Below are 24,670 nucleotides of genomic sequence, written 5' to 3'. Positions count from 1 at the left end.
CCATTCGTCGGCAATCCACGCCAGCCCATGCCCGAAGGCCTGCCATTCAAACTTGAAGATTACTTGCAACTGCTCGATTGGACAGGCCGCTGCCTGCGTGAAGACAAGCGAGGCGCAATACCCGCCAACCTGCCGCCCATCTTAAAACGCCTACACATTGAACCTAAAAACTGGCTTTACAGCGCCCAGCGTTTTGAAAAAAGCTTTAATGGCTTTGCCGGAAAACTGGATTCACTGAAACAGAAATTGCCCGATCTGGGCTATCAGCGTATACCAAACGTTGGTGTACTGCTGACTTAGAAAATCCTTCAAACAATACTGAAAAATTCAGCCGGTCTGAAATCTTGGCATGCCTGAAATCGGTGGTTTTGACTTGAAACGTCTTGGAACTGGCCGATTGATAGCAAGCGTGGTGGCATCCAGCAGTTCATGAGCAGGCTATGTGGTTATGGGTTAGATTATTCTTTAAGATGGGTGTCTGGGTATTTGGTGGATGAAGTTTCACCAGAAGATTTTGCTGAGGCATTATCAATTACATTGAATTAAGTTGAGGGTGTGTCATGAATGATTTTATAAATGCATTTCCAGAAGTGAAAACTGATGAATGGATTTCTCATCGTGAGAAATCTTGGAGTGCTGTTGTCGATCAGGAAGAAAAAGAGTTAAGAAAGAAGCAACTAAAATCTTTAAAGTCATATTATTTTTTAGCTGAGATTGATGATGATTTGCCGTTAATAGAAAATATGTTCGATTTGGCTAATTGTTTTCCGATTCAAACCAAAAAAGGTCTTGACTACTTTTATCAGGAGATGCTCGTCTGTGAAAATGAGGATGATGCAAGAGATGTAGTAGATGCAGAGTTAAGGCAAACCTTTATTTCGAGCTCTAACTGGGGGAGAACTGAGTCTGAGTTTCTTAGTCATGCCGAGTATTTTTGGGGGAAGGAGTACAGGCCGGAACCTAAGGATCTTTTGGTTGGGGGGGTAGATTATTCATACAGTATTGATAGTTCATTTGCAATTCAGCATATGGCGTATGCGTTTGTATGGGTTTTTAGGTGTAAGAGTTATGCAGGGTCATTTGCGTCATATATGGTAAAAATGTATCCATACTTTCTATCAGTACAAAAGTATATTGAGTCTCTCGATGATGAGGCAACTAAGTTAATAAACATTCTGTTTAAAACGATGAAAAAATATTTAAACGAAGTAGAAAAATATGAGTACTTCAACCATGAAACCTATGTTTTTTTGAAAGAGTTTGTTTGTGATCTTGAGTCTGAAGATTCTCCTATCTCTGATTTTCTTGTAGATAGTTGGAAAAATGTAAAGCTGTAAATTGATACCTGTAGAGGAAGATTTGTGTGATTGAATCTTACGTAACATTCATATTTAGGGTTCCAGCTAAAGATTTAGAAAAGTGGAAGTCGATTGTCAACGATTTAAAGGATGGTCACTTCGGAGCAAGGCTGGAAGACCATTTTGAGTATTTTGGTGAAGAAGCTGAAGGTCTACTGTGCGATGTAATGGATACTTGGGAAGAGTATCCGAATCAAAAGGGATGTATTTCAGCAGAAAATAGTTTTGTTAAGGGTGATGAAATTCATGTTGAGCTTATCGGTGCTAGTGCACTTTCTGAGTCAACTCCATTGCTTAAGAAGCTATTCGTCACCTGTGGAGTTTCATTTATCAGTGATAGTTTAATCGATGAAGGGTACATGTCTGAAGATTAAAGCAAGGAGTGTCATAGCTTTAACATCAGTTGCTTTGATGTTGGTTCTGCCCTCAGGAGTAATGGCATGGAAATACAGGCAAGAACTTTTTAACCTTGATGTTTATCTGGTGCGCTCTGTTTCCATGCTACCAGCATTAAACCCTGGTGACTTAGTAATAGTTAAAATAGAAGTAGAAAACAGCCATCATTCTTTTAACAAAGGCGACATAATCGTTTTCAACGACCCAAATGTAAAAAAAATGAAGCTAATAAAGCGTATCGCTTATGTGCCCGGTGAATCAGTGACTTATTCAAAACTGATCACCGCAATGGATGCAAAAACACATAGGCCTGTTGCTTACCGAGAGCAACAAACCCTAGAACATATAAACGGTTATTTTGTATTAGGCGATAACCCCAAGCACAGTACCGACAGCCGCAACTTAGGCCCAATAAACCTGCGCCAAATAGTCGGCAAAGTTTTTTTAACCATCCCAAAAGAAAACCTGGGCTGGTTGTATTCAATAGCGGCCTGGTTACAAAAATAATCAGCAAAAACTATTGATTCATTAAGAGTAGTAAAAACTTGCGACCCGGTAGTTTAAAAAAAAACTGCCAAAAAACGAAAAAGGAACACATCGTGATTCGGCCTATAGCTTTTATAAGTGCGTTGTTATTAGCGAGCCCGGTTTTTGCCATTGGTGATATAGACATCCGTGCAGACGAGGTACCTACCGATACAGTACAGGAGGTTAACTTCCGCATAGCGGTGAAGACTGTACCCAACTGGCGGATATTTCGGTCAGCGGGCAATCGTTAAGCTTGGCCGATGCCATTCGTTCAACGGAAGGCAACAGTTGTGAATTCGCCGTACTGTTAGATAGCAGCTATGCAAGTTCACCTTCGGTGACTGTAACTGATATCAGTGGTGAGCATTATTACCACAGCGAATCCTTTTCGGTAGAAACCACCAACCCAACCATCAGCTTTAACGGAGTTTCTGTTACTGGTTCGTCGCAAGACCAGTACCTGCAAGTGTCTGTTACTGCTAATGATAAAGTTGATATTCCCAAAAATTAACTTTTAAAAAGCTTAAGTGCAGACGTATTAGGCCTGCGCGCATCTGCCTTAACCGAAGCAGACGGTGTAGTTGATATCGCCGCCGAAAATGCCTTCGCCAATACCGATGGCTACACAACGGTTTACCCAAGCAAAGAAGATCAAACGGAAATTGTTATCAGTGTGCCAGTAGAAGGTACGCTGAGCGCAGCCGAATTTATGTATGACGGCGTTGTGTTGATGGATGTAAACATAGTCGATGCCAGTGGCAACAGCGCCAGCTTTAACCAGCTGGCCTTTACCGGTAGCGATGTAAACGAAAACGTAGAAGGTATGCGCGTATCACCGGAAGCGATGGTGCTAACAAACGCCTTAGACCGCCAAACGTTAAATACCTATGTTGATTTCGAGTTCCATGGTGAAGTACAGCTGAATACTACCACCTCCGGTCTAAGCTATGCCTCCAGCGATACCTCTAAGGTTATTGTGTCCAGCTCTGGCGTGCTTTACCCCATTGAAGAAACCACCGATGCGCCGGTTTACATCACCGTAAGTTATAGCGGCGCACCAAGCGTACAGGTACCGGTGAATGTCGATTACAGCAAAATTATTACCGAGTTTTCTGCAGTAGAAAGCACGCTGACAGTGCCTTCGTTATATTCGAAGGGGTCAGAATCATAGGGTTTAGTTTACATACCAGAATCGTTACATTTTTTAGTATACATTCTTAGATTTTGAAGAAGGGGAGGCCGAATTGGTCACCCTCTAATCCACCTAAAACCGCTTCATCCCCATTTCTGGTAAACTCGCCTTAATTAAACCTCAGGCTATCCGTTGACCCGTGCTTTATATATCTAACACCGTATCAATTCCCGATTCCGAAATAAAATGCAGTGCTATTCGAGCGCAGGGCGCTGGCGGCCAGAACGTGAATAAGGTTTCCAGTGCTATCCATCTGCGCTTTGATATAGCCGCATCGTCGCTACCAGAATTCTACAAGCAGCGCCTGCTGGCACTGAACGACCAGCGAATTACCAGCGATGGCGTTATCGTGATAAAGGCACAAACATTCCGTACCCAGGAGAAGAACCGGCTGCATGCCATGGAACGCCTACAGCAGCTTATTCGCGATTGCGGCAAGGTAGAAAAAGCCCGCCGCGCTACCAAACCGACCAAAGGCTCGCAGCGCCGCCGGGTAGATAAGAAAACCCAACGCGGTAAAACAAAGGCATTGCGCGGTAAGGTTCGCGGTGAGTAATGGCTACGAACGGTATCCAGATAGCCCTTGTACAGAGCTCCATCACAACAGCTAGCGCATCATTGGATGCTCCATCTGTACAGCGGCGCCAATAACCGAAGCCTCGAATAGCAGCCAGTTCCAGCAGCATCCCCCAACTGTAAAGAATGTGATCCAAATGGGGATCTGCGTCGCACCTTTGACAGTAGTCAATATGAATTCCGGATCTGGTGGCACTATGACCAACGCTGAGGTGAGCGGCCCGGTGTCTTGTATCTGGCACCTATAGAAAACCGCTCTAAAAGGGAACCAAGTGAAAAGCTTGGGCTGTACCCGCAACTGTAAATGGTGAGTTGAGCTAAATAAGGCCACTGAGTAACTAATCTCGGGAAGGCATAGTTTCAATGATGACCCATAAGCCAGGAGACCTGCCTCCGCTGCACTTAAGGTTCTTTAAGTGTATGGCACCGAGTGCCAATCAGCATGTGAGCGGGTGTCTCCAGGTTAGCGCTTTCGGAACCCTCTACCGAAGCTGTCGTTACCTTTAACGGCTTAACCTCCCTGATCTCATCCTGAAAATGCAATTCGAACCGTTCGTTCATATCGCGGTTCTGTAACGTGCACATTATTTTTCACTTAAGTGACGGGATTAAAATATGAAAAGACTAAGGCACTACACCCAGAGCACAGCAATTGTATTGAGTTGTTTCGGCTCGGTGGTAGAGCAAGGGCGATACGAGTCTTTGAAGCAGAAAATAGCCGCACGCTATACAGGCTGCGAGGTTCGTATGGCGCTCAGCTCGCGTATGGTGATTAAAAAGTTAAAGCAGGCCGGCGAGCATTACGCGCACTTACCAGCGGTTCTGGCCGATTTAGATCTGGAAGGCTATCAGCGTATTCTGGTGGTCTCATGTTATTTGTTCCCGACCGATGAGCACAAACAGGTAGCGAAGGTTGTTGATGGGTTTCGGCATTTCTCGTTGGCACACATTGATTACACGCCTGCGATTATCCATCACACACACCGGGCCAATGACCTGCTTTCTGCGCTCAACGAGAAATTTGTCGATAGCGCCGACATTAATTTATATGTGCACCACGGCGCGCCCTATTTAGATAACGCAGGTCATCAGGCCATCAGTTATGTCGATAGCCTGCTGGGCAAACTTTCAGACAAAAATATCTCCTGTTCATTAGAAGGCGCACTGCCTTTTAGCCTGGTGAAACATGCCATTGAGCAGCGCATTAGCGCGTTTTCTGAAGAGCGTAAACCGAGCCTTAACGTGATCCCCATGTTGCTTGTTTCCGGAAATCATTTTGTTAACGACATGGCCGACATTAAACAGGCGCTGTCAGAGGTTTGTGATGTTCAGGTGGCTCACGATGACGAAGGCGAGTCATTTAATTTAATTTCTACCCAAGCTGTTACCGATATCGTGATGCTTCAAATAGAGCAGGGGCTAACCCGCCTGAACGCCCCCGAGCTGCAAGCAATAGGGTAGGTTATTTTCATGGGGCAACTTAAACGCTCAGCCAAACGCACCGATTTGCGCAGCGGTTATACAACCGGTGCCTGTGCTGCCGCAGCGGCACGGGCCGCTGTTTATGCCTTATTAACAGGTCATGCTATTAGCAAAATTGGAATTACCTTACCGAACAAAGCGCAGGCCAGTTTTCAGTTGGCCCGTTTAGACATCCACCAAACCGGTGTACTGGCGGGTGTTATTAAAGATGCCGGTGACGACCCAGACTGCACACACGGCCTGGAAATTCAGTGCTTTGCAGCCTGGCAGGAGCAGCAGGGTTTTAAATTAACGGGTGGTGAGGGTGTTGCAACGGTCACGCTGCCAGGTCTTGAATTACCGGTTGGCGAACCGGCGATCAACCCGGTGCCCCGGCAAAATATTCTGGCCATGGCCGACGAAGAATGGCGAAGCCACCCGGCGCATTTGCGGCAGGCGAGTGGGGTGCGTTTAACCATAGGCGTTCCGGGTGGTGAAGAGGCGGCCAAACAAACGATTAACGAGCGCTTAGGTTTGCTTGGCGGAATTTCAATTTTAGGCACGCGCGGTACGGTAAAGCCCTATTCAACATCGGCCTTTGCCTCTTCGGTGCGGCAGTCGGTTCAGGTTGCAGCGACTAACGGCCTTGCTGAAGTCGTGTTAACAACGGGCAGCCGATCAGAAAAAGCGGCCATGAACTTGTACCCACACATACCCGCTATCGGTCTGATTCAGGCAGGTGATTTTATCGGTATAGGCTTGCGCTCTGCCAAACGTTACCGGCTGCAGCGGGTCGCTCTGGTGGTGATGATCGGCAAGCTGAGCAAGCTAGTCTCCGGGCGGATGATGACACACGTTTCAGGCTACGCGATCGATTTTGGCCAGCTAAGTGCCATCGCTGAAGAATGCCATTTGCCGGTAAAGATCGTCGACCAAATAGCACAGGCGAACACCGGCCGTTATGTTCTGGATTGTGTACGTGATCAGCCGCAAGGTGATCAATTTTTAAATCGGCTTTGTTATGAAGCCTGGCAACATGCGAAACAGTATATAAACAACGCTCTGTACGTTGAGGTCACGCTGATCGATTTTAATGGCGATCAGCTGGCCAGCAGCGGCGATGTTTCAACACCCAATAGCAGGGGGCACGATGAGTGATATGCAGCAAATGACCCGCGATGGGCAGAAAATTGAAAACGGCTCCTTCGCCATTATCGATCAGGAAATGGCCGAGCGTCATGGCGGCCACGATTTTCCAGACGCGCAATGGCAGGTCGTGCGTCGCGCCATTCACACCACCGGGGATTTTGAGTTTGCAGATTTATTCCGCTTCAGCGCGCAGGCCGTCGAACGTGGTATCGAGGCTCTTAAAAACGGCTGCCCGATTGTCAGCGATGTCACCATGATTACCAGCGGCCTAAGCGCGCAGCGCCTGTCCGTTCACGGCAACAGTACTCACTGCTTTATCAGCGATGCAGATGTGATGAATACCGCGAAAGCAAATGGTGAAACCCGTGCAATCTGGGCCATGCGCAAAGCGCGCGATGAAGGCCTGTTAAACGGTGCCATTGTCGGCATTGGTAATGCGCCCACCGCCTTGTTGGAATTGCTGCGTATGGTGGAGGCTGGCGAGGCGAACCCGGCGCTGGTGATTGGCATCCCTGTCGGTTTTGTTAAAGCCGATACATCCAAAGATGCGCTGGCGCAACAAAACAAGGTGCCGTTTATTACCAGCCTGGGCCGTAAGGGCGGCAGTCCGCTTGTGGTTTCCAGTATTCATGCGCTGCTGTACCAAGCGGAGTAGCCTGTGAGCGTTTCTATTCGAGTTATCGGTGTGCCGGAAGATGGCTGCGTGAGTTTAACCAGTCAAGCGGTTAATGCGGTTGCTAGTGCACGGGTTGTGGCCGGTCATGCCCGTCATATGGCCTGGTTCCCGCAATTCAGCGGTACCTTTCTGGACATGGGCCTGGGGTTCAGTCGCTGGTTAAACCAACTCATTGACGAAAGTGAAGAGGGCAGCGTTGTTGTATTGGCCTCGGGTGATCCGCTGTTTTTTGGCATAGGCAACACGCTGCTAAAAAAACTACCCGCCGATGAACTTGCCTTTCTGCCCAGTCAGAGTTCAGCGCAGTTGGCGTTTGCACGCCTGGGGTTACCGTGGGATCAGGCCCGGTTTATTTCCTGTCATGGTCGCGCCCCGGTTGGCGAAGGCGCTGGCCTGGTCAGTCAAATGCAGCAGGGCAAACTGTTCGCGGTTTTAACGGATGCACACAATAACCCCCAGCGAATCGCTGCGCATTTGTTGCGCTATCAGCAGCACCATTGGCGGGTTCATGTCTGTGAGCAACTGGGCGGAACGGAAGAGCGCATCAGCACCTTTACTGTTGCGCAGTTGGCAGAAACCGGGCAGCCATTTGATGCGCTCAACATACTGGTCATTCAAGCAAGCACTGCAAATTCATGGGGCGGTTATGGCCAGTTTGCCGGGGATGATGCCTTCCTGAAACGAACCCCCAAGGCCGGTTTAATTACTAAGCAGGCAGTGCGTAATCTGGTGCTGACACAACTGGGTTTAAACAGCGAAAGCACTTTTTGGGATGTCGGCTCGGGTTCCGGTTCCGTTGCCATCGAAGCGGCAAAATTATGCTGGCACGGTCAGGTGTTTGCGGTTGAGTGTAACCCGGAATGTTTTAGCAGTATTGAAGCCAACAGCTTGGCGCATGGTACCGACAACCTGAAGCTAATTCGCACGAAAGCACCCGAAGGTTTAGATGCGTTACCACAACCGCAGGCTGTGTTTATCGGTGGCAGCCGTGGCCAAATGGATGCAATTCTCAGCAGCGTTTGGCAGCGGCTGGCAGATAACGGCAAGTTGGCCGTAAGCGCCGTCACATTAGAAACCGTTGCCGAGGTAGTGCAGTGGGCCAAACAAGCGCAAGTTGAGCTTCAGTGCCAGCTGATTAACGTGTCTGAAACGCAGCCACTGGCACACTATCAACGCTATCAGGCGCAGAACCCCATCCATCTATTTTTGATGACAAAAATTTCCACGAACAAACGTAAGCAGAAGGAATCTTAATTTGAACACCACAGGCAAGCTCTATGCAGTAGGTGTCGGCACCGGCGACAGTGAGCTTTTAACCCTCAAGGCTGCAAGGCTGCTGAAAAGTGCCGATGTTATTGCCATACCTGAAAAGAACAAAGGTCAAAAAGATTCGTTCTCCTGGCAGATTGTTACGGGCGCACTAACCGAGCAGGAAATGCTCGGCGAGCGCTGCTATTTGCACTTCCCCATGACGCGTGATGCCTCAATCAACGTACCCGCCTGGCAGCAGGCCGCGCGTACGCTGATGCATCACCTAACCGCGGGTAAGCAGGTTGTTTTTATTACCGAGGGCGACCCTTCGGTTTACAGCACCTGGGCCTATATTCAGGATGAACTGAACGGCTTGATGCCTGGCCTCAATGCCGAGGTTGTACCCGGCATTACCTCCATTACAGCGGTGCCTGCGGCCACTCAAACCCCGCTGGCGGATGGTAAGGAACGCTTCTGTGTGGTTCCGGCAGCCTACGGAATTGAATGCCTGGATCGCCTGGTTGAAGAGTTCGATACCATCCTGCTGATTAAAGCCGGGCGCATCGTTCCGCAGCTGCTCACTAAGTTAAGGGATAAGGGTCTTGAACATTGCGCCACCTATGTATCCCACGCCAGCGGTGCCAATCAGGAGGTATACCACAACCTGGCTGATGTGCCGGAAGAGCACCGCTACTTTGCTATGGTTCAGCTGTCGATTCGTGCCCGTAAAGGCGTGCTTCGCGGCACGCCTGCCAGCAGAGCAATGCAATGAAACTTGCGATCTACGCCCTTACCTTAAACGGCGCAAAGCAGGCCAGGCGCTTACAGTCCGGCTTGCCATTTGCCGATCTGTTTGTGAAGCCAGACTTTCTTGAAGGCATGGATGCACAACCGTTAAACCTGCCGCTCAGTCAGTTTCTCGGCGAACGCTTTAACGAATACGAAGGCCATATATTCATCTGCGCGACTGGCATCGTAACGCGTGTTATCAGCGGCCTGATTCAGGATAAGCGTGTTGATCCGGCCATTGTCTGTGTGGATGAACAGGCGAATTTTGTTATTCCGCTGCTCAGTGGTCATCGCGGCGGCGCAAATGCACTGGCCGAACGCGCCGCGCATGTTCTTAAAGCGACACCGGTCATTACCACGGCATCGGATGTTTCCGGCACCATTGCGTTGGATATGCTGGGCGCTCCTTTCGGTTGGCTGCTATGTGAGCGCAGTGAGCCCGCCATCACGCCGGTGTCTGCGGCCGTCGTGAACAACCAACCGGTCGCCATTGTGCAGCAGGCTGGCGATAAACACTGGTGGCGGCGCGATAAACGCATGCCATCTAACCTGATTTGCCACAGCAACCTGAGCGAGCTTAACCCCAGCGATTTCAGCGGTGCGATTTTAATCAGCGACGAAGCCGAACCCGCAATGGAAGGCTGGCAGAATAGGCTGGTCTTGTGGCGCCCCAAGTCTCTGGTGTTAGGCCTGGGCTGTGACCGCAATACTCCGCTGGCTGTTTTGCAGGCTGGCCTGGCTCAGTTCAGTAAACAGTTTAATCTTTCGCTCAGTTCCGTCATCGCATTTGCCAGCATCGATTTAAAAGCAGACGAAACCGGCTTGTTGGAACTCAGTGAACAGCACCAGTGGCCATTCCATACCTACGCGCCGGAGCAGCTCGATAACCGTACCGGTATCGAAAACCCTTCTGACTACGTTAAAAAAGTAACTGGCAGCAACTCGGTGGCCGAAGCGGCGGCACTTGCGTTGGCCCAGCGGAACCAATTGCTGGTGGCTAAATGGGCGTTCAAGCAAGATGGTTTTAACATGACCGTTGCCTGCTGCCGCAAAGCGTTTGCAGAGCCGTTGAGCGCACAAAAACGTAAAAACTGGTTTGCTGAAAAGAAGCATGGCAGCGATCAACGTCATGGCGAACCGGTAAGAATAAATGCCCACGGCAGCGAAGTTGTGCCGGGCTATCAGTGTAAGCCCAGGCATTTAGATCTTAACCGCCCATTGCTGCATCACCGTCACCATATAGTGCTGTGTGAAGGCGCGCGTTGCGCTAAGGCGGGTGCGGCGAATTTGGCACACGATCTGCGCGCTGTGCTGAAAGACATGGGCCTGGCCAGCGGCAATAAGCGCATAAAGATTAGCCGCACCAAGTGCGTTGGCGCCTGCCGCAACCGCGCCACGCTGGCCATTTATGAGCGCAGTGCGTTACCGGTAAACAACGGTGTTTGGTTGCGTAAGGTTGAGGCATTCAGTGAAGACACCTGGCGCACATTATTCCGGGCACTGGCCGATGGCGTTTCACTAAATCAGGTAGTAGATGAAACGTTTTTTGCGCCCATCGATGCGCCGCAGCCCGAAAACGAACCTCATTCAAAACAAGCCAAAGGAGAGTAACCGAGTGGCTAAATTATCTTTGGTGGGCATTGGCCCGGGCAGTTTAGATTTAATGTCGATACGCGCCCAACAAACTATTCAGCAGGCCGATGCAGTGGTGGGCTACGGCCCTTACCTGGAACTCATTGAATCGTTAATTGATCAGCAGACGGTCATCGCCAGCGGCATGACCAAAGAATGGCAGCGTGCCGATGCCGCCATCAAACAGGTTATGGCCGGCAGTAATACAGCGCTGGTGTGTTCAGGCGATGCAGGCGTGTATGCCATGGCGCCTCTGATTTTTGAAATGCTTTCTAAAAGCACTCTGCAGATCGACGTAGATGTCATACCCGGCATTACCGCAGCCAATGCCTGTGCATCGTTGGTGGGCGCACCGCTGGGGCACGACAGCTGCACCATTTCGCTGTCTGACTTACTGACGCCGTGGCAGGTGATTTGCCAACGCATCGAAGCCGCGGCGCAGGCCGATTTTGCCATCACCTTTTATAACCCTCGTTCCAAAAAACGCCAGGGCCACATTATTGAAGCGCAGCAGATTCTGTTAGCTCATCGCGCCGAAGATACCCCCGTTGCGGTGGTCAACGCCGCCTACCGCGAAGATCAACAGGTTCTGCTATCGACCCTGGCAAACTTTACGGAACTGGCCTTCGGTATGAATGCCGCCGTCATTGTTGGTAACAGCAGTAGCTATCGCTTTGAGGATTGGATTGTCACACCGCGTGGCTATGATAATAAATACAGCCTGGAGAGCGGCAAAACCCGCGCCGGCCAGAAGCCGGGCCACGCGCTAAAGCAGCAGGCCACTGCGCAACCCGTTTTAAGTGAGGAGCAAGTATGACGGTTTATTTTATTGGTGCAGGCCCCGGCGATCCGGATTTGATCACGGTAAAGGGAGCCAAGCTGGTAGAGGCTTGTCCGGTCGTTATGTATGCCGGAAGTCTGGTGCCGAAAGCCGTGATTGAGCGCGCGCGTGATGATGCCAAAGTCTACAACTCAGCAGATATGGATTTAAACGAGATTACCGCCGTGTACGAACAGGCCCATGCGGCCGGTCAGGATGTGGCCCGGGTTCAAACCGGAGATCTGTCTATTTACTCATCACTGGCCGAACAGGCGCGCCGACTGGATGCACTGGGCATTGATTGGCAGGTTGTTCCGGGTGTGTCGTCGTTTCAGGCATCGGCGGCAGCGCTCGGTCAGGAGCTGACCTTGCCGGAAGAATGCCAAACCATCATTTTAAGCCGTGCTTCGGGCCGCACCCCGGTGCCAGAAAAAGAAAACCTCAAATCACTGGCAGCACACGAAGCCACCCTCTGTTTGTTTTTGAGCGCCAGCCTGATTAACAAGGTCGTGAAAGAGCTAAGCGAGGTTTACCCGCAGGATTGGCCCGTAGCCGTGGTCGAAAAAGCCTCGCACCCGGAGCAACGCATTTTGCGCGGTACACTGGCCGATATCGCCGAGCAGATGAAGGCGGCAAAAATTCGCGCCACAGCGATGATTATCGTCAGCAAGGTGTTGGCGATTGATGACTTCGTAGACTCCAAACTCTACGACCCAACCTTCAGCCACGCCTGCCGCAAGGCGAAGGTCATCGACAGCGAGTAGCGCGTTTATGTGGCCGAGCTTTTTACCCGAAGCAATGAACAGCATCAGTGCCTGGTTGTTGATGAACGCTGCACTGATGTTAATCGCATTAGGGTTGGATCACCTGCTCGGTGAACCCAGGCGGTTTCATCCATTGGTTGGCTTTGGCCACCTGGTGATGTGGCTGGAACCGCGCTGCCGCCGAATAGAACTTTTGCCATTGAGCGTTCGCGGTCAACTTGCCTGGCTGCTCGCGGTGTTGCCCATTGTTTTGTTCACCGCGAGTCTATTGGTGCTGCTGTCTTTCAATAGCTGGCTGTGGGGCATTGCCAGCAGTTTTAGTTTGTATTTGACGCTCGGTGGCAACAGCTTACTGGCGCATGCCGAAGCGATACGCCAACCCCTGCAGGCAGGCGATATAAACCGGGCCCGTAACGCCGTGGCGATGATTGTCAGCCGCAACAGCGAGCAGATGGATGAGCAGGCCATTACCTCTGCCGCCGTGGAATCTGTTTTGGAAAACGGTAACGACGCCGTTTTTGCGCCGCTTTTCTGGTTTGCGTTGTTTGGCGCGCCCGGTGCTGTGTTGCTGCGTTTGGCCAATACGCTCGATGCCATGTGGGGTTATCGCAACGAGCGCTATCTGGTTTTTGGCCGCTTTGCCGCAAAGGCGGATGACGCCTTGGGTTTTATTCCGGCGCGAATTTGTGCACTAACCTACGCAGCGCAGGGCAATACCCGAAAGGCGCTGCACAGCTGGCGAACTCAGGCTAAACAATGCGCCAGCCCCAATGGCGGTGTGGTGATGACTGCCGGTGCCGGAGCTCTGCAGGTTACCGTGGGTGGCGCGGCGGTTTATTTTGGCGTGCGCAAAGAAAAGCCTTTCATGGGTGCCGGCCCCTTTGCCGACTGGCGCGCCATTACCGGCGCTAACCGATTGGTGCAGCGCGGCAGCTGGGGCTTGTGTTTGCACTGGTTTGTATTTTGTCTGCTTAATTACCTGGTTTAGGAACAACGAATGGCTGTCACTCATGGTGGTAATCTGCTTGAAATCGCCGCGCGCTACAAAACCGACGCTGCCGACTGGCTGGATCTTTCCGATGGGGTCAGCCCGTTCAGCATTCCATTGGGGCCGGTGCCAATCGAGGCGTGGCAAGCCCTGCCACAAAACGCAGACGGTTTAGAGCAGGCGGCACAGCAATATTATCAATCAGCATTCGAGCCGCTTGCCGTTGCCGGCTCGCAGGCCGCCATTATGGCGTTGCCGGCGGTGATCACCGAGCAGCTGGGCCGTTGCGGAACCGTTGCTTTGCCGCGCGTGGGCTACAAAGAACATGAGCAGGCCTGGACCGTTTTTAAGAAAAACAATCAGCGCTGGAGCATTGTTTATTATCAGGATCAACCCACCGATGCACAGCTCGCTGGCTGTGATGTTGTGGTGCTGATCAACCCCAACAACCCCACAGGCTACCTACTGGATGCCGAACGATTATGGGCATTACACAATAAATTGGCAGAGCAGGGGCGGTGGTTGGTTGTTGACGAAGCCTTTATGGATGTGACGCCGCACTGCAGCGTGCTCAATCGCGTGCAGCGTTTTGATCACACGGTTGTGCTGCGTTCGCTCGGCAAGTTTTTTGGTTTGGCCGGTGCACGGGTGGGTTTTGTGTTCGCGAACCCATCGGTTTTAACGGCGCTTACTGAAACCATTGGCCCGTGGACGGTCACCGGCCCGAGTCGTTGGGCGGCCAAACAGGCACTTGGTAATAGTCAATGGCAGCAACAGAATCGTCAGCGTCTGGCCCGCAGCTCCGAACGCCTGCACCGGCTGTTGGCGCAGCATTTCGACTCACCCATGGCCACCCATGCATTGTTTATCACGGTAAAACTCAGCGATGCCGTGGCTGTGCATGGGGCGCTTTGTCAGCAACAGGTGTTGACCCGTTTGTGCGATGAAAAGAACGCTCTGCGGTTTGGTATTCCGGGCGATGACAGGCAATGGCAAAAACTCGAAAGCGCCTTAACCGTAATGCAGGCGGCAACCAACAGCAAAGGATGATGACGTTGACAGACCCCAAGCAAACCGGCAGCCGCTGGCTCAATTTTATGATGCTCAATGCCGTGGCCCCAATTACGAATTTGCATCAGGTCAGCGATGCCGGCGCCGGCGAAGGCCTGATGCAACTGCACCCAACCCGAGACAGCGAACTGATTGTTTGTGGCCGGGCCAATACCTTGCTGAACGGTGTCGCTTCGCCAACGCCGGTGGTGCCATCGGGCGTTGTCACACCGGCAATACTGGTGCATGGCATGTTAATGGCGCTTAGAAAGCGCGGTTTTAAAATTCGATTTCATTGTTATCAGTTGGGGCTCGCGGCGTCGCCGGATTTTAGTGAATCGAAGCTCGATGAGGTTGTCATACACCATTGCCCGGTAGGGCAGGAAGCAGCGTTTGTTAATACCCAACTGTTGCCGGAGTTGCATCGCCAGATGCGTGCCGGAGAACAGCATCTGATCGCCGAATGTGGTATCGGCGGTACCACCTTCGCCACGCTGTGGATGCGCCACTGGCTCGATGAAAACCTAACCTTTGCCGGCAGTACCCAATGCCCGGAAAAACTGGCATTAAAAACTCAGCTGCTAAACCGGTTAATGGCGCGCAGCCGTGAATTACCGCTTGAGGTCTCCTCGTTTACCCGCGATACAACATTGTCAGACCCAATTCAACGGGTGTGCTGCGCACTGTTGAACGAACCGCTGCCAAAGCTGAACTTCGCCGGTGGGGTTATGATGCTTGCGCCGATCATTGCCATGCAGGATCAAATTCAGGCTGTCAGCGTTCAGGTGGCCACCACTCGCTGGGTGATGTCGTCACCGGCGGCCAGCCGTTTGCTGGCGCAGCTGCCTGCGCGATGCCAATTGAAGACACAAACCTCACAGCTGAACAGCTCGGCATACAACGCCATTCGTTTATACGAGCAGGGCTTTGTCACCGAAGGCTGCGGTTTCGGTGGCATTATGGTGTTTGCTGAGCAGCAGGGCATGAGTGAACAAGACATTATTGAAAATCTGGAGCTGGCCGTAGAACCCTGGGCCGAAAGAAACTAACCGAATGATGAACGACAAAATGAGTCAAACAGAGACAGAGAAAGTTAAAGCGCTGATGGTGCAGGGCACCACATCGGATGCCGGCAAGAGTGTGTTGGTTGCCGGCCTGTGCCGTGTACTTGCGCGCAAAGGCATTCGGGTTGCGCCATTTAAACCGCAGAATATGGCGTTAAACAGCGCGGTTACAGCCGATGGCGGTGAAATAGGGCGTGCGCAGGCGGTGCAGGCCTTTGCCTGCAATATAGAGCCAACCACCGACATGAACCCGGTGTTGCTCAAGCCCAATACCGATATTGGCGCGCAGGTGATCATTCAGGGCAAAGCCATTAACGATATGGATGCACGCAGCTATCACGCCTATAAACCCACGGTGATGCCCTATGTACTGGAATCGTTCAACCGCTTAAGCCGCGAATTTGAAGCCGTTGTTATTGAGGGTGCAGGCAGCCCGGCTGAGATCAATCTGCGTGATCGCGACATTGCCAATATGGGCTTTGCCGAGGCTGCCGATGTGCCGGTGATTATTGTTGCCGATATTGATCGCGGCGGCGTCTTTGCGCACCTTTACGGCACGCTGGCATTGCTCAGCGAAAGCGAACAGCAGCGGGTTGCCGGTTTTGTCATCAACCGTTTTCGCGGAGACGTTTCACTGTTGCAGAGCGGCCTGGATTGGCTCGAAGAAAAAACCGGCAAGCCTGTGATTGGCGTGCTGCCATACTTGCACGGCCTTATGCTCGAAGCCGAAGACGCCATTAACGGCCAACAGCTCAATGAAGGCGAAACCCACCTGAAGGTGGTTGTGCCGGTGCTGCAGCGCGTCAGCAACCATACCGATTTTGACCCATTGCGGGTTCACCCCAACGTAGACCTGCAATTTATCGGCAAAGGCCAGGACTTGCCCGCAGCAGACCTGATCATCCTGCCCGGCTCCAAAAGCGTACGCAGCGATCTGGCTTTTTTGCGTGAACAAGGTTGGGAAGTACAAATAGCCCGCCACCTTCGCTTCGGTGGCAAGCTGATGGGTATTTGCGGTGGTTACCAAATGCTCGGTGAGGTACTCCGTGACCCGCTGGGCATTGAAGGTGAGCCCGGTGAAAGCGAAGGCCTGGGTTATTTGCCGTTGACCACCGAGGTGAAAGCACAGAAGCAGCTGCGCCGAAACGAAGGCCAGCTGACGCTGCCCGGCCAGCCAAGCACACCGGTATTTGGCTATGAAATTCATGCCGGTGAAACGCAATGGCTGCGCACACCGGAACCAGGCGAAACGCCGCTGCAGTTACACAGCGGGGCCGATGGCGCAATCGGCTGCAATAACCAGGTCTTGGGTACTTACCTGCACGGTATTTTTGAACAGCCGGATGCCTGTGCAGCGCTGTTGCGTTGGGCGGGTATGCAGCAGGTAACGGTGCAGAGTTTCGCCGCGCTTCGCGAAGAAGGCATTAACCGTGTTGCCGATGCCATTGAACAACACCTGAATTTAAGTTTGCTCTGGCCGGAGCTGGCCGACCATGACTAACGCAACAACTAAAACCGTGCAGTGCCCGGCGCTGGTTGTGGCTGCGCCCAGCTCCGGCAGTGGTAAAACGACCGTAGTGGCTGCACTGGCGCGTCACTTCACCAATGCCGGCAAACGGGTGCGGGTATTTAAAACCGGCCCGGACTTTATCGACCCGGCGTTTCTCGCACACGCTTCCGGCCAGCCGGTGTATCAGCTCGATTTTTGGATGTGCGGTGAAGCGCACTGCAAACGCCTGGTTGCCGAAGCCGCCTTGCAGGCCGATTTAATTCTGATCGAAGGCGTTATGGGCATGTTTGATGGCAAATGTTCCAGCGCCGATATTGCCGCCACGCTGGGCATTCCGGTGCTCGCGGTGATCGATGCCGGTGCCATGGCGCAGACCTTTGGTGCCGTGGCTTACGGGCTGGCCAACTTTCGTGATGATATTGAAATGTTTGGTGTGCTGGCGAATCGTGTGGGCTCCGTTAGCCACGCCAGCCTGTTGAAGGAAGCACTGCCAGCCCCGCTCAGTTTTTACGGTGCGCTGCCAAAAAGTTCCGGCCTTACGTTGCCTGAACGCCACCTTGGTTTGGTGCAGGCAGCGGAACTTACCGATTTGGATGAACGATTAAATAACGCAGCACAATTGCTGGCGGAATCGGCCGATATTGAATTGCCGCCAGCCGTTGCGTTTACCTATGAACCGCCTGTTTCGGCCCCCGCGCTGTTGACTGGCTGCAAAATTGCCATTGCCAGAGACACTGCCTTCAGCTTTGTTTATCAGGCCAATATCGACATGCTCAACGCACTGGGGGCAGAGCTGTGTTTCTTTTCGCCGCTGGCAAAAAACGATTTACCCGAGTGCGATGCCTTGTACCTACCGGGTGGCTACCCGGAATTATTTATCAATGAACTTGCTGATCACACCCGGCTACACCGGCAAATACAGGCGCATGTGGATGCCGGCAAACCAGCATTGGCCGAGTGCGGCGGCATGCTTTATTTGGGCAGCGAGCTGGCGAATGCCCAGGGCGAAGCACGGGCCATGTGTGGTGTGCTGAGCAATACGGCAAAAATGCAGAGTAAGCTGGCGGCGTTGGGTTTGGTGGAGGCTGAATTTGCTAAAGGTGAAGTGTTGCGCGGTCATACATTCCACTATTCGAAAACCGAATCCGACGAGGTTGTCTTGTGCGCGCCACGCTCGCAGCGCGGCAAGGTGATGGACCCGGTATGGAAAAAGAAAAACCTGATTGCGTCCTATATTCACTGGTACTTTCCATCCAATGCACCGCTGATCGCTAAAATATTTTTAGGAGCGCTGTAAAGCAGACAGGGGTTAACGCGGGAAGGGCACCGGCGTTACCAGTCGATGCCTTTGCGGGCTTTTAGCCCGGCGTTAAGTGCATGCTTAACTGACTTAACCTCACTGACGGTATCGGCCATTTCAATCAGGAGTGGGTGCGCACCGCGGCCGGTTACAACCACCGACATTTCCGCAGGGCGGTTTGCGATGGTTTGCAGAACTTCTTCCAAGCCCAGGTATTTGTAACTGAGCATGTAGGTTAGCTCATCCAACAGCACCAAATCTAAGCCGGGGTCTGCCAGCATCCGTTTGGCATCGCTCCAGGCCTTTTCAGCCGCCAGAATATCGGCTTCGCGGTCTTGTGTATCCCAGGTAAAGCCTGTCGCCATAACCGCAAATTCAACGCCGTGCGATTCGAGCAGGTTACGCTCACCGCACTCCCAGGTGCCTTTAATAAACTGAACGACCGCCGCTTTTTGACCGTGCCCAATAGCACGAGCAACCGTACCAAAGCCGGATGTCGATTTACCCTTGCCGTTCCCGGTGATGACCAGCAGCAAGCCGCGCTCGATTTGCGCGGAAGAGACTGTTTCATCAACTTTGTTTTTTCGTTTTTGCTGACGTTCTTTATAGCGCTGCTCAGTCATGGCTACTGCTCCCTAAACAAGCTCATAAACTTCTGATCTATCCGGTTCTTCAATTGCCAGGCCAATTTGCCGGAAAACTGCCAACCCAGTTTATCGGCCACCGCTTCCTTCGCGCCCAGCGACATCAGTTTTAAATAATCTTTTTGTGGTTGATATAGCTGCCGGTTTTCCGGTTTGCCCTGAAGTTCTGCAACCAGGTTTTTGTACAGCACCGGTGCCTGACGTACCGCATAAACGCCTGCTTTCGGGCGCGGGTTGGCGGTCATGTGGGCACAGTCACCGACCGCATAAACTTTATCATTTGTGCTGCGCAGGTAAGGGTCTACCTGGATAAAACCCTCGTGCAGCAGAAACGGATTTGCTTCATTGCCAATGCTGCTCAGCCATTCATAGGGGCGGGCACCGGCAGCGCTGAGTGTAAAGCTGGAGGCAAGGCTCTGAACGTTGTCGCCTTTTTGCAGGTGAACGTGGTTTTCAGTCAGGCGCAGAACCTCGGTATTCGAGTGCATCTGAATACCCTGCTCATGCAGCTTGCGCTCTATAATCTGGCGCGTGCGGGGGTGAACCTCAGCCAGTATTTCCGAGCGGTCTATGATTTCGATGCTGGCTTCCGCGGTATTGCGTAATGCATACGCCATGGCCAGTGCAAGTTCGCAACCGGCAACCCCACCACCAATAATGGCAAGCTGCGGGCGTTTGTGGCCTTGCTGCACATCCTTCATAAACTGATGCCAGCTTTGCGCGAAATGATCGAGTGGCTTGGCAGCAATGCCAAACTCGGCAAAGCCCTCAATATTTTTAAGCCCGGTGGTAATGCCAATATCAATAGAGGCGATGTCATAGCTAAGGGTGCCACCGATGCTTAAGCCGACAGTTTGTTGCTCAAGGTCGATATCGCTCGCCGCTGCCTGTATGAACTTTGCGCCAGACTCTTTAGCCAGCGCTTCGATGTTCAGCTGTAAATCTGTCAGCGCATAGTGACCGGCGACAAAGCCGGGCAGCATGCCCGAATAGGCAGCGCGCTTGCCGGGGTTGATGACCGAAACCTGAACGTCTTTTATAGGTGCCTTAGCCCACTGCTTCAGCAGCAGTGCATGAGTGTGGCCACCGCCAATTAATACCAGGTGCTTTTTTGCGCCCATAGTGTCCAGCCTTAATGAGTAAAGAAATCGATAGTATACGTATTTGTGTGAAAGCCAAAAAAACACTCAGGCAAACCAGGGTATGCCGAGTAGATTTATTCATGGCCGCGATATAGATGACGCCGGCCGTGAGAAGTTCCACCTGTTCAGGCGTTGCTTACCGAACCTTTATACCCTGTATACCTGGGCCTGGCTGTTGGCTTAAATGAAAACGAATTAAACATATGATTAATCGGTCTATTAATGGTGTTCGATATTCCCTTTGGATATCTTAAGCTATCGCCAAAATCTGGGGCCGATCTTAAAACTGCGCCCCATACATGCTTCAGAGAGATACTCATATGCAATCCAAGTTTATTAAAACCGTTTTTGCTGGTGTTTTGGCGATCAGCAGTTCAATTCAGGCGCAGGCCGAAGACCAAACCATTTTAAATGCCTCGTACGATATTGCCCGCGAGTTGTTCGCCAGCTACAACCCAATTTTTGCTGAGCATTGGCAGGAAAAAACCGGTAAGACGATTGAGATTAAACAGTCTCATGCTGGTTCTTCTTCACAGGCGCGTTCCATTTTGCAGGGCATGCCGGTGGATGTTGTAACCTTTAACCAGGTTACCGATGTACAAATTCTGCACGATCGCGGCAACCTGATTCCGGCCGACTGGAAGGCGCAGCTGCCAAACGACAGCTCGCCGTATTATTCAACCACGGCCTTCCTGGTGCGTAAGGGTAACCCTAAACAAATTCAGGATTGGGGTGATCTGGCAAAAGACGATGTTGCGCTGGTATTCCCGAACCCGAAAACATCCGGTAACGGCCGTTACACCTACCTGGCTGCACTGGGCTATGCGCAAAAAGCCTTCGGCAAAGAAAGCACCAGCGAGCAGGATGCCTTCCTCAAGCAATTCCTCGATAACGTAGCGGTATTCGATACCGGCGGCCGCGGTGCAACGACCTCCTTCGTGGAGCGGGGTATCGGCGATGTGCTGATTACCTTTGAATCGGAGGTGAACAACATTCGTCAGCAGTACGGTGTAGATGAGTACGAAGTGGTGGTTCCTAAAACGTCCATCCTGGCGGAATTTCCAGTGGCCGTGGTTGAAAGGAACGCCAAAAAGAACGGCTCACTGGAGGTTTCTACCGAGTACCTGAATTACCTTTACAGTGAAAAAGCCCAGCGCCTGCTGGCCGGCTTTAACTACCGCGTTCATAACGAAGCGGTGAAAGCTGAATTTGCTGAAAAATTCCCAGCGGTGGATCTGCTAACCGTCGAGCAAATTATCGGTAGCTGGGATTCAGCCATGACCGAGCTGTTTGCCAGCGGTGCAAAACTGGATCAGCTGCAGCGTCGCTAAACCCGTAATACCTGGAATCGCTGAATGGCCCGCAAGCTGTTCGGCGATTTGTTGTGAGTAACCATTTAAGAGCATTCAGATGAGCGCTATTTCTTTGAACCGGCATAAACGGGTATTGCCCGGGTTCGGCATCAGCCTGGGGGTTTCCCTGTTTTTTGTCAGCCTGGTGTTGCTGTTGCCGGTAACCGGCCTGGTGATGCAAACCAAGGGTTTAACCTGGTCGCAGTATTGGTTTGTCATCAGTGACCCGCGCCTGGTTGCCAGCTATAAAATTACCCTCTATTCGGCACTCGTTGCCTCGCTGTTCAATGCGGTGTTTGGCTTGTTGCTGGCCTGGGTTTTGGTTCGCTACAGCTTCCCCGGCAAGCGTATTCTGGATGCACTGGTCGACCTGCCCTTTGCGCTGCCGACGGCTGTGGCCGGCATTACGCTGGCGACGCTTTATTCAAGCAGCGGCTGGCTGGGCAGCCTGCTTGAGCAGGTGGGCATCAAGGTGGCTTACACGCCGCTGGGTATTATTGTGGCCATGGCGTTCACCAGTATTCCGTTTGTTGTGCGTACTGTGCAACCGGTGCTGGAAGAGCTTTCCAGCGAAGAGGAAGAGGCGGCAATAACCCTGGGTGCCAGCGATGCTGCAATTTTTTTGCGCGTTATTTTTCCTGCCATCCTGCCGGCGTTGATTACCGGTGCCGCGCTTTCTTTTACCCGCAGCCTGGGTGAGTTTGGTGCAGTTATTTTTATTGCCGGCAACATGCCTTACGTTAGCGAAATAACCTCGCTGATGATCTTTGTACGCCTGCAGGAATTCGATTTTGCCGGTGCCAGCGCGGTGGCCTCGGTGGTACTGATGGCCTCACTGATACTGCTGTTGCTGATTAACCTTTGGCAAGGGCGCTACCTGCGCCGCATTCACGGACATTAACGGGAGTGACTATGAAACAGCATCAACCCGGGCGTGTTGGCGACAGCCCTCTGGTAAAATGGACGTTAATTTCACTGGCACTGTTCGTGGTATTTATTATGTTGGTGGTGCCGCTGATCAGTATTTTTCAGCAGGCGTTTTCCGCCGGCGCTGGCGCCTACCTGCGCAACCTTTCCGACGCCGATACACTGCATGCCATTGGCCTCACGGTTTTTGTCAGCCTGCTGACGGTACCGGTCAATCTGGTGTTTGGTGTCATGCTGGCGTGGGCCGTGACCCGCTTTGAATTCCCCGGCCGGAAGTTACTGGTCACGCTTATTGATATTCCCTTTGCTGTGTCTCCGGTGGTCGCCGGCCTGTTGTACTTATTGCTCTATGGAAACTCCGGTTGGCTGGGTAGCTTTTTGTACCAATACGATCTGCAAATAATGTTCGCCTGGCCGGGTATCGTTCTGGTTACGCTGTTTGTTACCAGCCCGTTTGTAGCGCGCGAACTGATCCCGCTCATGCAGCAGCAGGGTCATTCCGATGAAGAGGCCGCGGTCATTTTAGGTGCCTCCTGGTGGCAGCTGTTTCGCCGTGTGACCTTACCGAATATTAAATGGGCGCTGATTTACGGTGTCATCCTTACCAATGCCCGTGCGGTGGGTGAGTTCGGTGCAGTTGCGGTTGTTTCCGGAAATATCCGTGGTGAAACCAATACCTTGCCGCTGCAGGTGCAAGCGTTGTATCAAGACTATCAGGCAGAAGCAGCCTTCGCCTGTGCCTCGGTTCTGGCGGCCATTGCACTGATCACCCTCATTGTTAAAGCCTATGTTGAATGGCGACAGGAACAGAGCCTGCAAGTCTCGGTAAGCGAAACGGATTAATAGAACTATGAGTATTCGAATAGAAAACATTGCTAAAGTATTTGGCGGCTTTCAGGCGCTGTCTCCGCTCAACCTGGAAGTAGAAAAGGGCGAGATGATCGGCCTGCTCGGGCCATCCGGCTCCGGTAAAACTACCCTGTTGCGTATCATTGCCGGGCTGGAAGGCGCAGATGCCGGGCGAATTTATTTTCACGACCGCGATGTGACCCATGTGCATGCACGCGATCGCCGCGTGGGCTTTGTTTTTCAGAACTACGCCCTGTTCCGCCACATGACCGTGGCAGAAAACGTTGCCTTCGGCTTGGATGTGCTGGATAAAAAGCAACGGCCAAACCGGCAGGAAATAAAAGCCCGGGTGGCGCAGCTGTTAGAAACCGTGCAGCTGTCTCACCTGGCTAAGCGCTACCCGCAGCAGCTTTCTGGCGGGCAAAAACAGCGCATTGCACTGGCACGTGCGTTGGCCACCAAGCCGGAAGTATTGTTACTGGATGAACCCTTCGGCGCGCTCGATGCCAAGGTGCGCAAAGAACTGCGCAGGTGGCTACGAAGCCTGCACGATGAGTTGGGCTTCACCAGTATTTTTGTGACCCACGATCAGGATGAAGCACTGGAACTTTCAGACCGTGTCGTGGTGATGAGCAATGGCAAGATAGAGCAGGTAGATGACCCGGTTCAGCTCTACGCAAAACCGGCTAGCCAGTTCGTGTTCGATTTTCTTGGCAATGTAAACGTGCTGGATGTTAACTACAGCGCCGGGAAGTGGACCAACGGCGAGGCTTTTTTAACACCACCGCACGAAGACTCCCCTACGCAGAACGGTAAACTGTTTATTCGCAGTCATGAACTTTCTTTATCGGCACTGAAAAACAACACAGCATCGTTACCGGTAGATATTATTTCCATTAATCCGGTGGGGTCGGATGTCAGGGTAGATGTGCAACCGGTTGGTTGGGGCGATGGAAAAATATGGGAGTGTAAACTCAGTCACAGCGAACTGCGCCATTTAGCGCTGGAACGTGGCGCACGGGTATACGCTGCCCCAAGGGTGGCTTACTTCTTTGCTGAAGGTAATTCGGCTGACCCGGTGGTAATTCACTGGCCGTTCATTAAAGAGCAAGCGTTGGATTTTACGATATAGTCGTGCTGTCGCACGTTACTTATGCTTTGCCTGGAGTAAAGCAATAGCCTGTTCATGGGCGAGTCTGGCCGGTATTCAGCCGCAGGTGCAAGCCGGCCTGCCTTTATCTATCAAAATTGA

General features: G+C 52.0%; 25 protein-coding genes, 1 pseudogene and 1 riboswitch. Of the genes and pseudogenes, 24 read left to right on the top strand and 2 right to left on the bottom strand.

What is annotated here, in order from left to right; all coding sequences use genetic code 11:
• The 20 genes and pseudogenes from BCF53_RS19230 to BCF53_RS14275 form a co-directional block, all read left to right on the top strand.
• Window positions 1-300, top strand: a pseudogene (locus tag BCF53_RS19230) (transposase); the annotation flags it as partial.
• A 260-nt stretch (window positions 301-560) separates the two neighbouring features.
• On the top strand, window positions 561-1,337 hold the full coding sequence (locus tag BCF53_RS14365) for a hypothetical protein (protein ID WP_132702557.1): 777 nt from the start codon (window positions 561-563) through the stop codon (window positions 1,335-1,337).
• 26 nt (window positions 1,338-1,363) lie between these two features.
• Entirely contained in the window at window positions 1,364-1,732 is a 369-nt protein-coding gene (locus tag BCF53_RS14360; RefSeq protein ID WP_132702555.1) for a hypothetical protein, read from the top strand.
• 61 nt (window positions 1,733-1,793) lie between these two features.
• Complete coding sequence (lepB, locus tag BCF53_RS14355; protein WP_165901927.1) at window positions 1,794-2,261, top strand: signal peptidase I; 468 nt, start codon at window positions 1,794-1,796, stop codon at window positions 2,259-2,261.
• Between the two features lie 274 nt (window positions 2,262-2,535).
• The gene (locus BCF53_RS14350) at window positions 2,536-2,793 is read left to right on the top strand and encodes a hypothetical protein (RefSeq protein ID WP_132702551.1); all 258 of its coding nucleotides are present in this window, start codon (window positions 2,536-2,538) and stop codon (window positions 2,791-2,793) included.
• 162 nt (window positions 2,794-2,955) lie between these two features.
• On the top strand, window positions 2,956-3,453 hold the full coding sequence (locus BCF53_RS14345; RefSeq protein WP_132702549.1) for a hypothetical protein: 498 nt from the start codon (window positions 2,956-2,958) through the stop codon (window positions 3,451-3,453).
• 160 nt (window positions 3,454-3,613) lie between these two features.
• On the top strand, window positions 3,614-4,030 hold the full coding sequence (gene arfB / locus BCF53_RS14340) for an alternative ribosome rescue aminoacyl-tRNA hydrolase ArfB (RefSeq protein ID WP_132702547.1): 417 nt from the start codon (window positions 3,614-3,616) through the stop codon (window positions 4,028-4,030).
• Window positions 4,031-4,256: 226 nt separating this feature from the next.
• A riboswitch (cobalamin riboswitch) is annotated at window positions 4,257-4,448 on the top strand.
• Window positions 4,449-4,665: 217 nt separating this feature from the next.
• The gene (locus tag BCF53_RS14335; protein ID WP_132702545.1) at window positions 4,666-5,511 is read left to right on the top strand and encodes a sirohydrochlorin cobaltochelatase; all 846 of its coding nucleotides are present in this window, start codon (window positions 4,666-4,668) and stop codon (window positions 5,509-5,511) included.
• Window positions 5,512-5,520: 9 nt separating this feature from the next.
• Window positions 5,521-6,669 carry a cobalt-precorrin-5B (C(1))-methyltransferase gene (locus BCF53_RS14330; protein WP_132702543.1) on the top strand — a complete coding sequence of 383 codons (1,149 nt, stop codon included), beginning with the start codon at window positions 5,521-5,523 and terminating at the stop codon, window positions 6,667-6,669.
• A complete protein-coding gene (locus BCF53_RS14325) occupies window positions 6,662-7,315 on the top strand; it encodes a precorrin-8X methylmutase (RefSeq protein ID WP_132702541.1) in 654 nt (217 codons plus the stop codon). Before BCF53_RS14330 ends, BCF53_RS14325 begins: the two co-directional genes overlap by 8 nt.
• A 3-nt stretch (window positions 7,316-7,318) precedes the next feature.
• On the top strand, window positions 7,319-8,590 hold the full coding sequence (gene cbiE / locus BCF53_RS14320; protein WP_132702539.1) for a precorrin-6y C5,15-methyltransferase (decarboxylating) subunit CbiE: 1,272 nt from the start codon (window positions 7,319-7,321) through the stop codon (window positions 8,588-8,590).
• 1 nt (window position 8,591) lies between these two features.
• Window positions 8,592-9,359 carry a precorrin-2 C(20)-methyltransferase gene (cobI, locus tag BCF53_RS14315; protein WP_132702537.1) on the top strand — a complete coding sequence of 256 codons (768 nt, stop codon included), beginning with the start codon at window positions 8,592-8,594 and terminating at the stop codon, window positions 9,357-9,359.
• Complete coding sequence (locus BCF53_RS14310) at window positions 9,356-10,987, top strand: cobalamin biosynthesis protein (protein WP_132702535.1); 1,632 nt, start codon at window positions 9,356-9,358, stop codon at window positions 10,985-10,987. The genes cobI and BCF53_RS14310 overlap by 4 nt, the downstream gene beginning before the upstream one ends.
• 4 nt (window positions 10,988-10,991) lie before the next feature.
• A complete protein-coding gene (cobJ, locus tag BCF53_RS14305) occupies window positions 10,992-11,825 on the top strand; it encodes a precorrin-3B C(17)-methyltransferase (RefSeq protein WP_132702534.1) in 834 nt (277 codons plus the stop codon).
• Window positions 11,822-12,592 carry a precorrin-4 C(11)-methyltransferase gene (gene cobM / locus BCF53_RS14300; protein ID WP_132702532.1) on the top strand — a complete coding sequence of 257 codons (771 nt, stop codon included), beginning with the start codon at window positions 11,822-11,824 and terminating at the stop codon, window positions 12,590-12,592. The genes cobJ and cobM overlap by 4 nt, the downstream gene beginning before the upstream one ends.
• 7 nt (window positions 12,593-12,599) lie before the next feature.
• Window positions 12,600-13,580 carry an adenosylcobinamide-phosphate synthase CbiB gene (gene cbiB, locus BCF53_RS14295; protein ID WP_207902744.1) on the top strand — a complete coding sequence of 327 codons (981 nt, stop codon included), beginning with the start codon at window positions 12,600-12,602 and terminating at the stop codon, window positions 13,578-13,580.
• 9 nt (window positions 13,581-13,589) lie between these two features.
• Window positions 13,590-14,630, top strand: coding sequence for a threonine-phosphate decarboxylase CobD (gene cobD, locus BCF53_RS14290; RefSeq protein ID WP_132702530.1), 1,041 nt, complete (start codon window positions 13,590-13,592; stop codon window positions 14,628-14,630).
• On the top strand, window positions 14,570-15,679 hold the full coding sequence (locus tag BCF53_RS14285) for a nicotinate-nucleotide--dimethylbenzimidazole phosphoribosyltransferase family protein (RefSeq protein ID WP_165901926.1): 1,110 nt from the start codon (window positions 14,570-14,572) through the stop codon (window positions 15,677-15,679). The genes cobD and BCF53_RS14285 overlap by 61 nt, the downstream gene beginning before the upstream one ends.
• A gap of 4 nt (window positions 15,680-15,683) precedes the next feature.
• The gene (locus tag BCF53_RS14280; protein WP_243645842.1) at window positions 15,684-17,195 is read left to right on the top strand and encodes a cobyric acid synthase; all 1,512 of its coding nucleotides are present in this window, start codon (window positions 15,684-15,686) and stop codon (window positions 17,193-17,195) included.
• A complete protein-coding gene (locus BCF53_RS14275) occupies window positions 17,188-18,501 on the top strand; it encodes a cobyrinic acid a,c-diamide synthase CobB (RefSeq protein ID WP_132702526.1) in 1,314 nt (437 codons plus the stop codon). The genes BCF53_RS14280 and BCF53_RS14275 overlap by 8 nt, the downstream gene beginning before the upstream one ends.
• 35 nt (window positions 18,502-18,536) lie before the next feature.
• Here BCF53_RS14275 and cobO read toward each other — a convergent pair whose 3' ends face one another.
• Together cobO and BCF53_RS14265 are read right to left on the bottom strand one after the other, a co-directional pair.
• Window positions 18,537-19,127: a cob(I)yrinic acid a,c-diamide adenosyltransferase gene (gene cobO, locus BCF53_RS14270; protein ID WP_132702524.1), complete on the bottom strand. Its 591-nt coding sequence runs from the start codon at window positions 19,125-19,127 to the stop codon at window positions 18,537-18,539.
• Between the two features lie 2 nt (window positions 19,128-19,129).
• Window positions 19,130-20,269: an FAD-dependent oxidoreductase gene (locus BCF53_RS14265; RefSeq protein WP_132702522.1), complete on the bottom strand. Its 1,140-nt coding sequence runs from the start codon at window positions 20,267-20,269 to the stop codon at window positions 19,130-19,132.
• Between the two features lie 341 nt (window positions 20,270-20,610).
• On the opposite strand from BCF53_RS14265, the gene cysP reads away from it, so the two are divergent.
• The 4 genes from cysP to BCF53_RS14245 all read left to right on the top strand — a co-directional run bounded on the left by cysP (window position 20,611) and on the right by BCF53_RS14245 (window position 24,550).
• Complete coding sequence (gene cysP, locus BCF53_RS14260; protein WP_132702520.1) at window positions 20,611-21,621, top strand: thiosulfate ABC transporter substrate-binding protein CysP; 1,011 nt, start codon at window positions 20,611-20,613, stop codon at window positions 21,619-21,621.
• 79 nt (window positions 21,622-21,700) lie between these two features.
• Window positions 21,701-22,543 carry a sulfate/thiosulfate ABC transporter permease CysT gene (gene cysT, locus BCF53_RS14255; protein ID WP_132702518.1) on the top strand — a complete coding sequence of 281 codons (843 nt, stop codon included), beginning with the start codon at window positions 21,701-21,703 and terminating at the stop codon, window positions 22,541-22,543.
• A gap of 11 nt (window positions 22,544-22,554) precedes the next feature.
• Window positions 22,555-23,412 carry a sulfate ABC transporter permease subunit CysW gene (gene cysW, locus BCF53_RS14250; protein ID WP_132702516.1) on the top strand — a complete coding sequence of 286 codons (858 nt, stop codon included), beginning with the start codon at window positions 22,555-22,557 and terminating at the stop codon, window positions 23,410-23,412.
• A 7-nt stretch (window positions 23,413-23,419) separates the two neighbouring features.
• Window positions 23,420-24,550 carry a sulfate/molybdate ABC transporter ATP-binding protein gene (locus BCF53_RS14245; protein WP_132702514.1) on the top strand — a complete coding sequence of 377 codons (1,131 nt, stop codon included), beginning with the start codon at window positions 23,420-23,422 and terminating at the stop codon, window positions 24,548-24,550.
• Window positions 24,551-24,670: the final 120 nt, after the last annotated feature.

The organism is Reinekea marinisedimentorum (assembly GCF_004341165.1).
Classification (GTDB): Bacteria; Pseudomonadota; Gammaproteobacteria; order Pseudomonadales; family Natronospirillaceae; genus Reinekea; species Reinekea marinisedimentorum.
The sequence above is the reverse complement of the archived record's forward strand: the minus strand, read 5'-3'. Positions and strand labels throughout refer to the sequence as shown.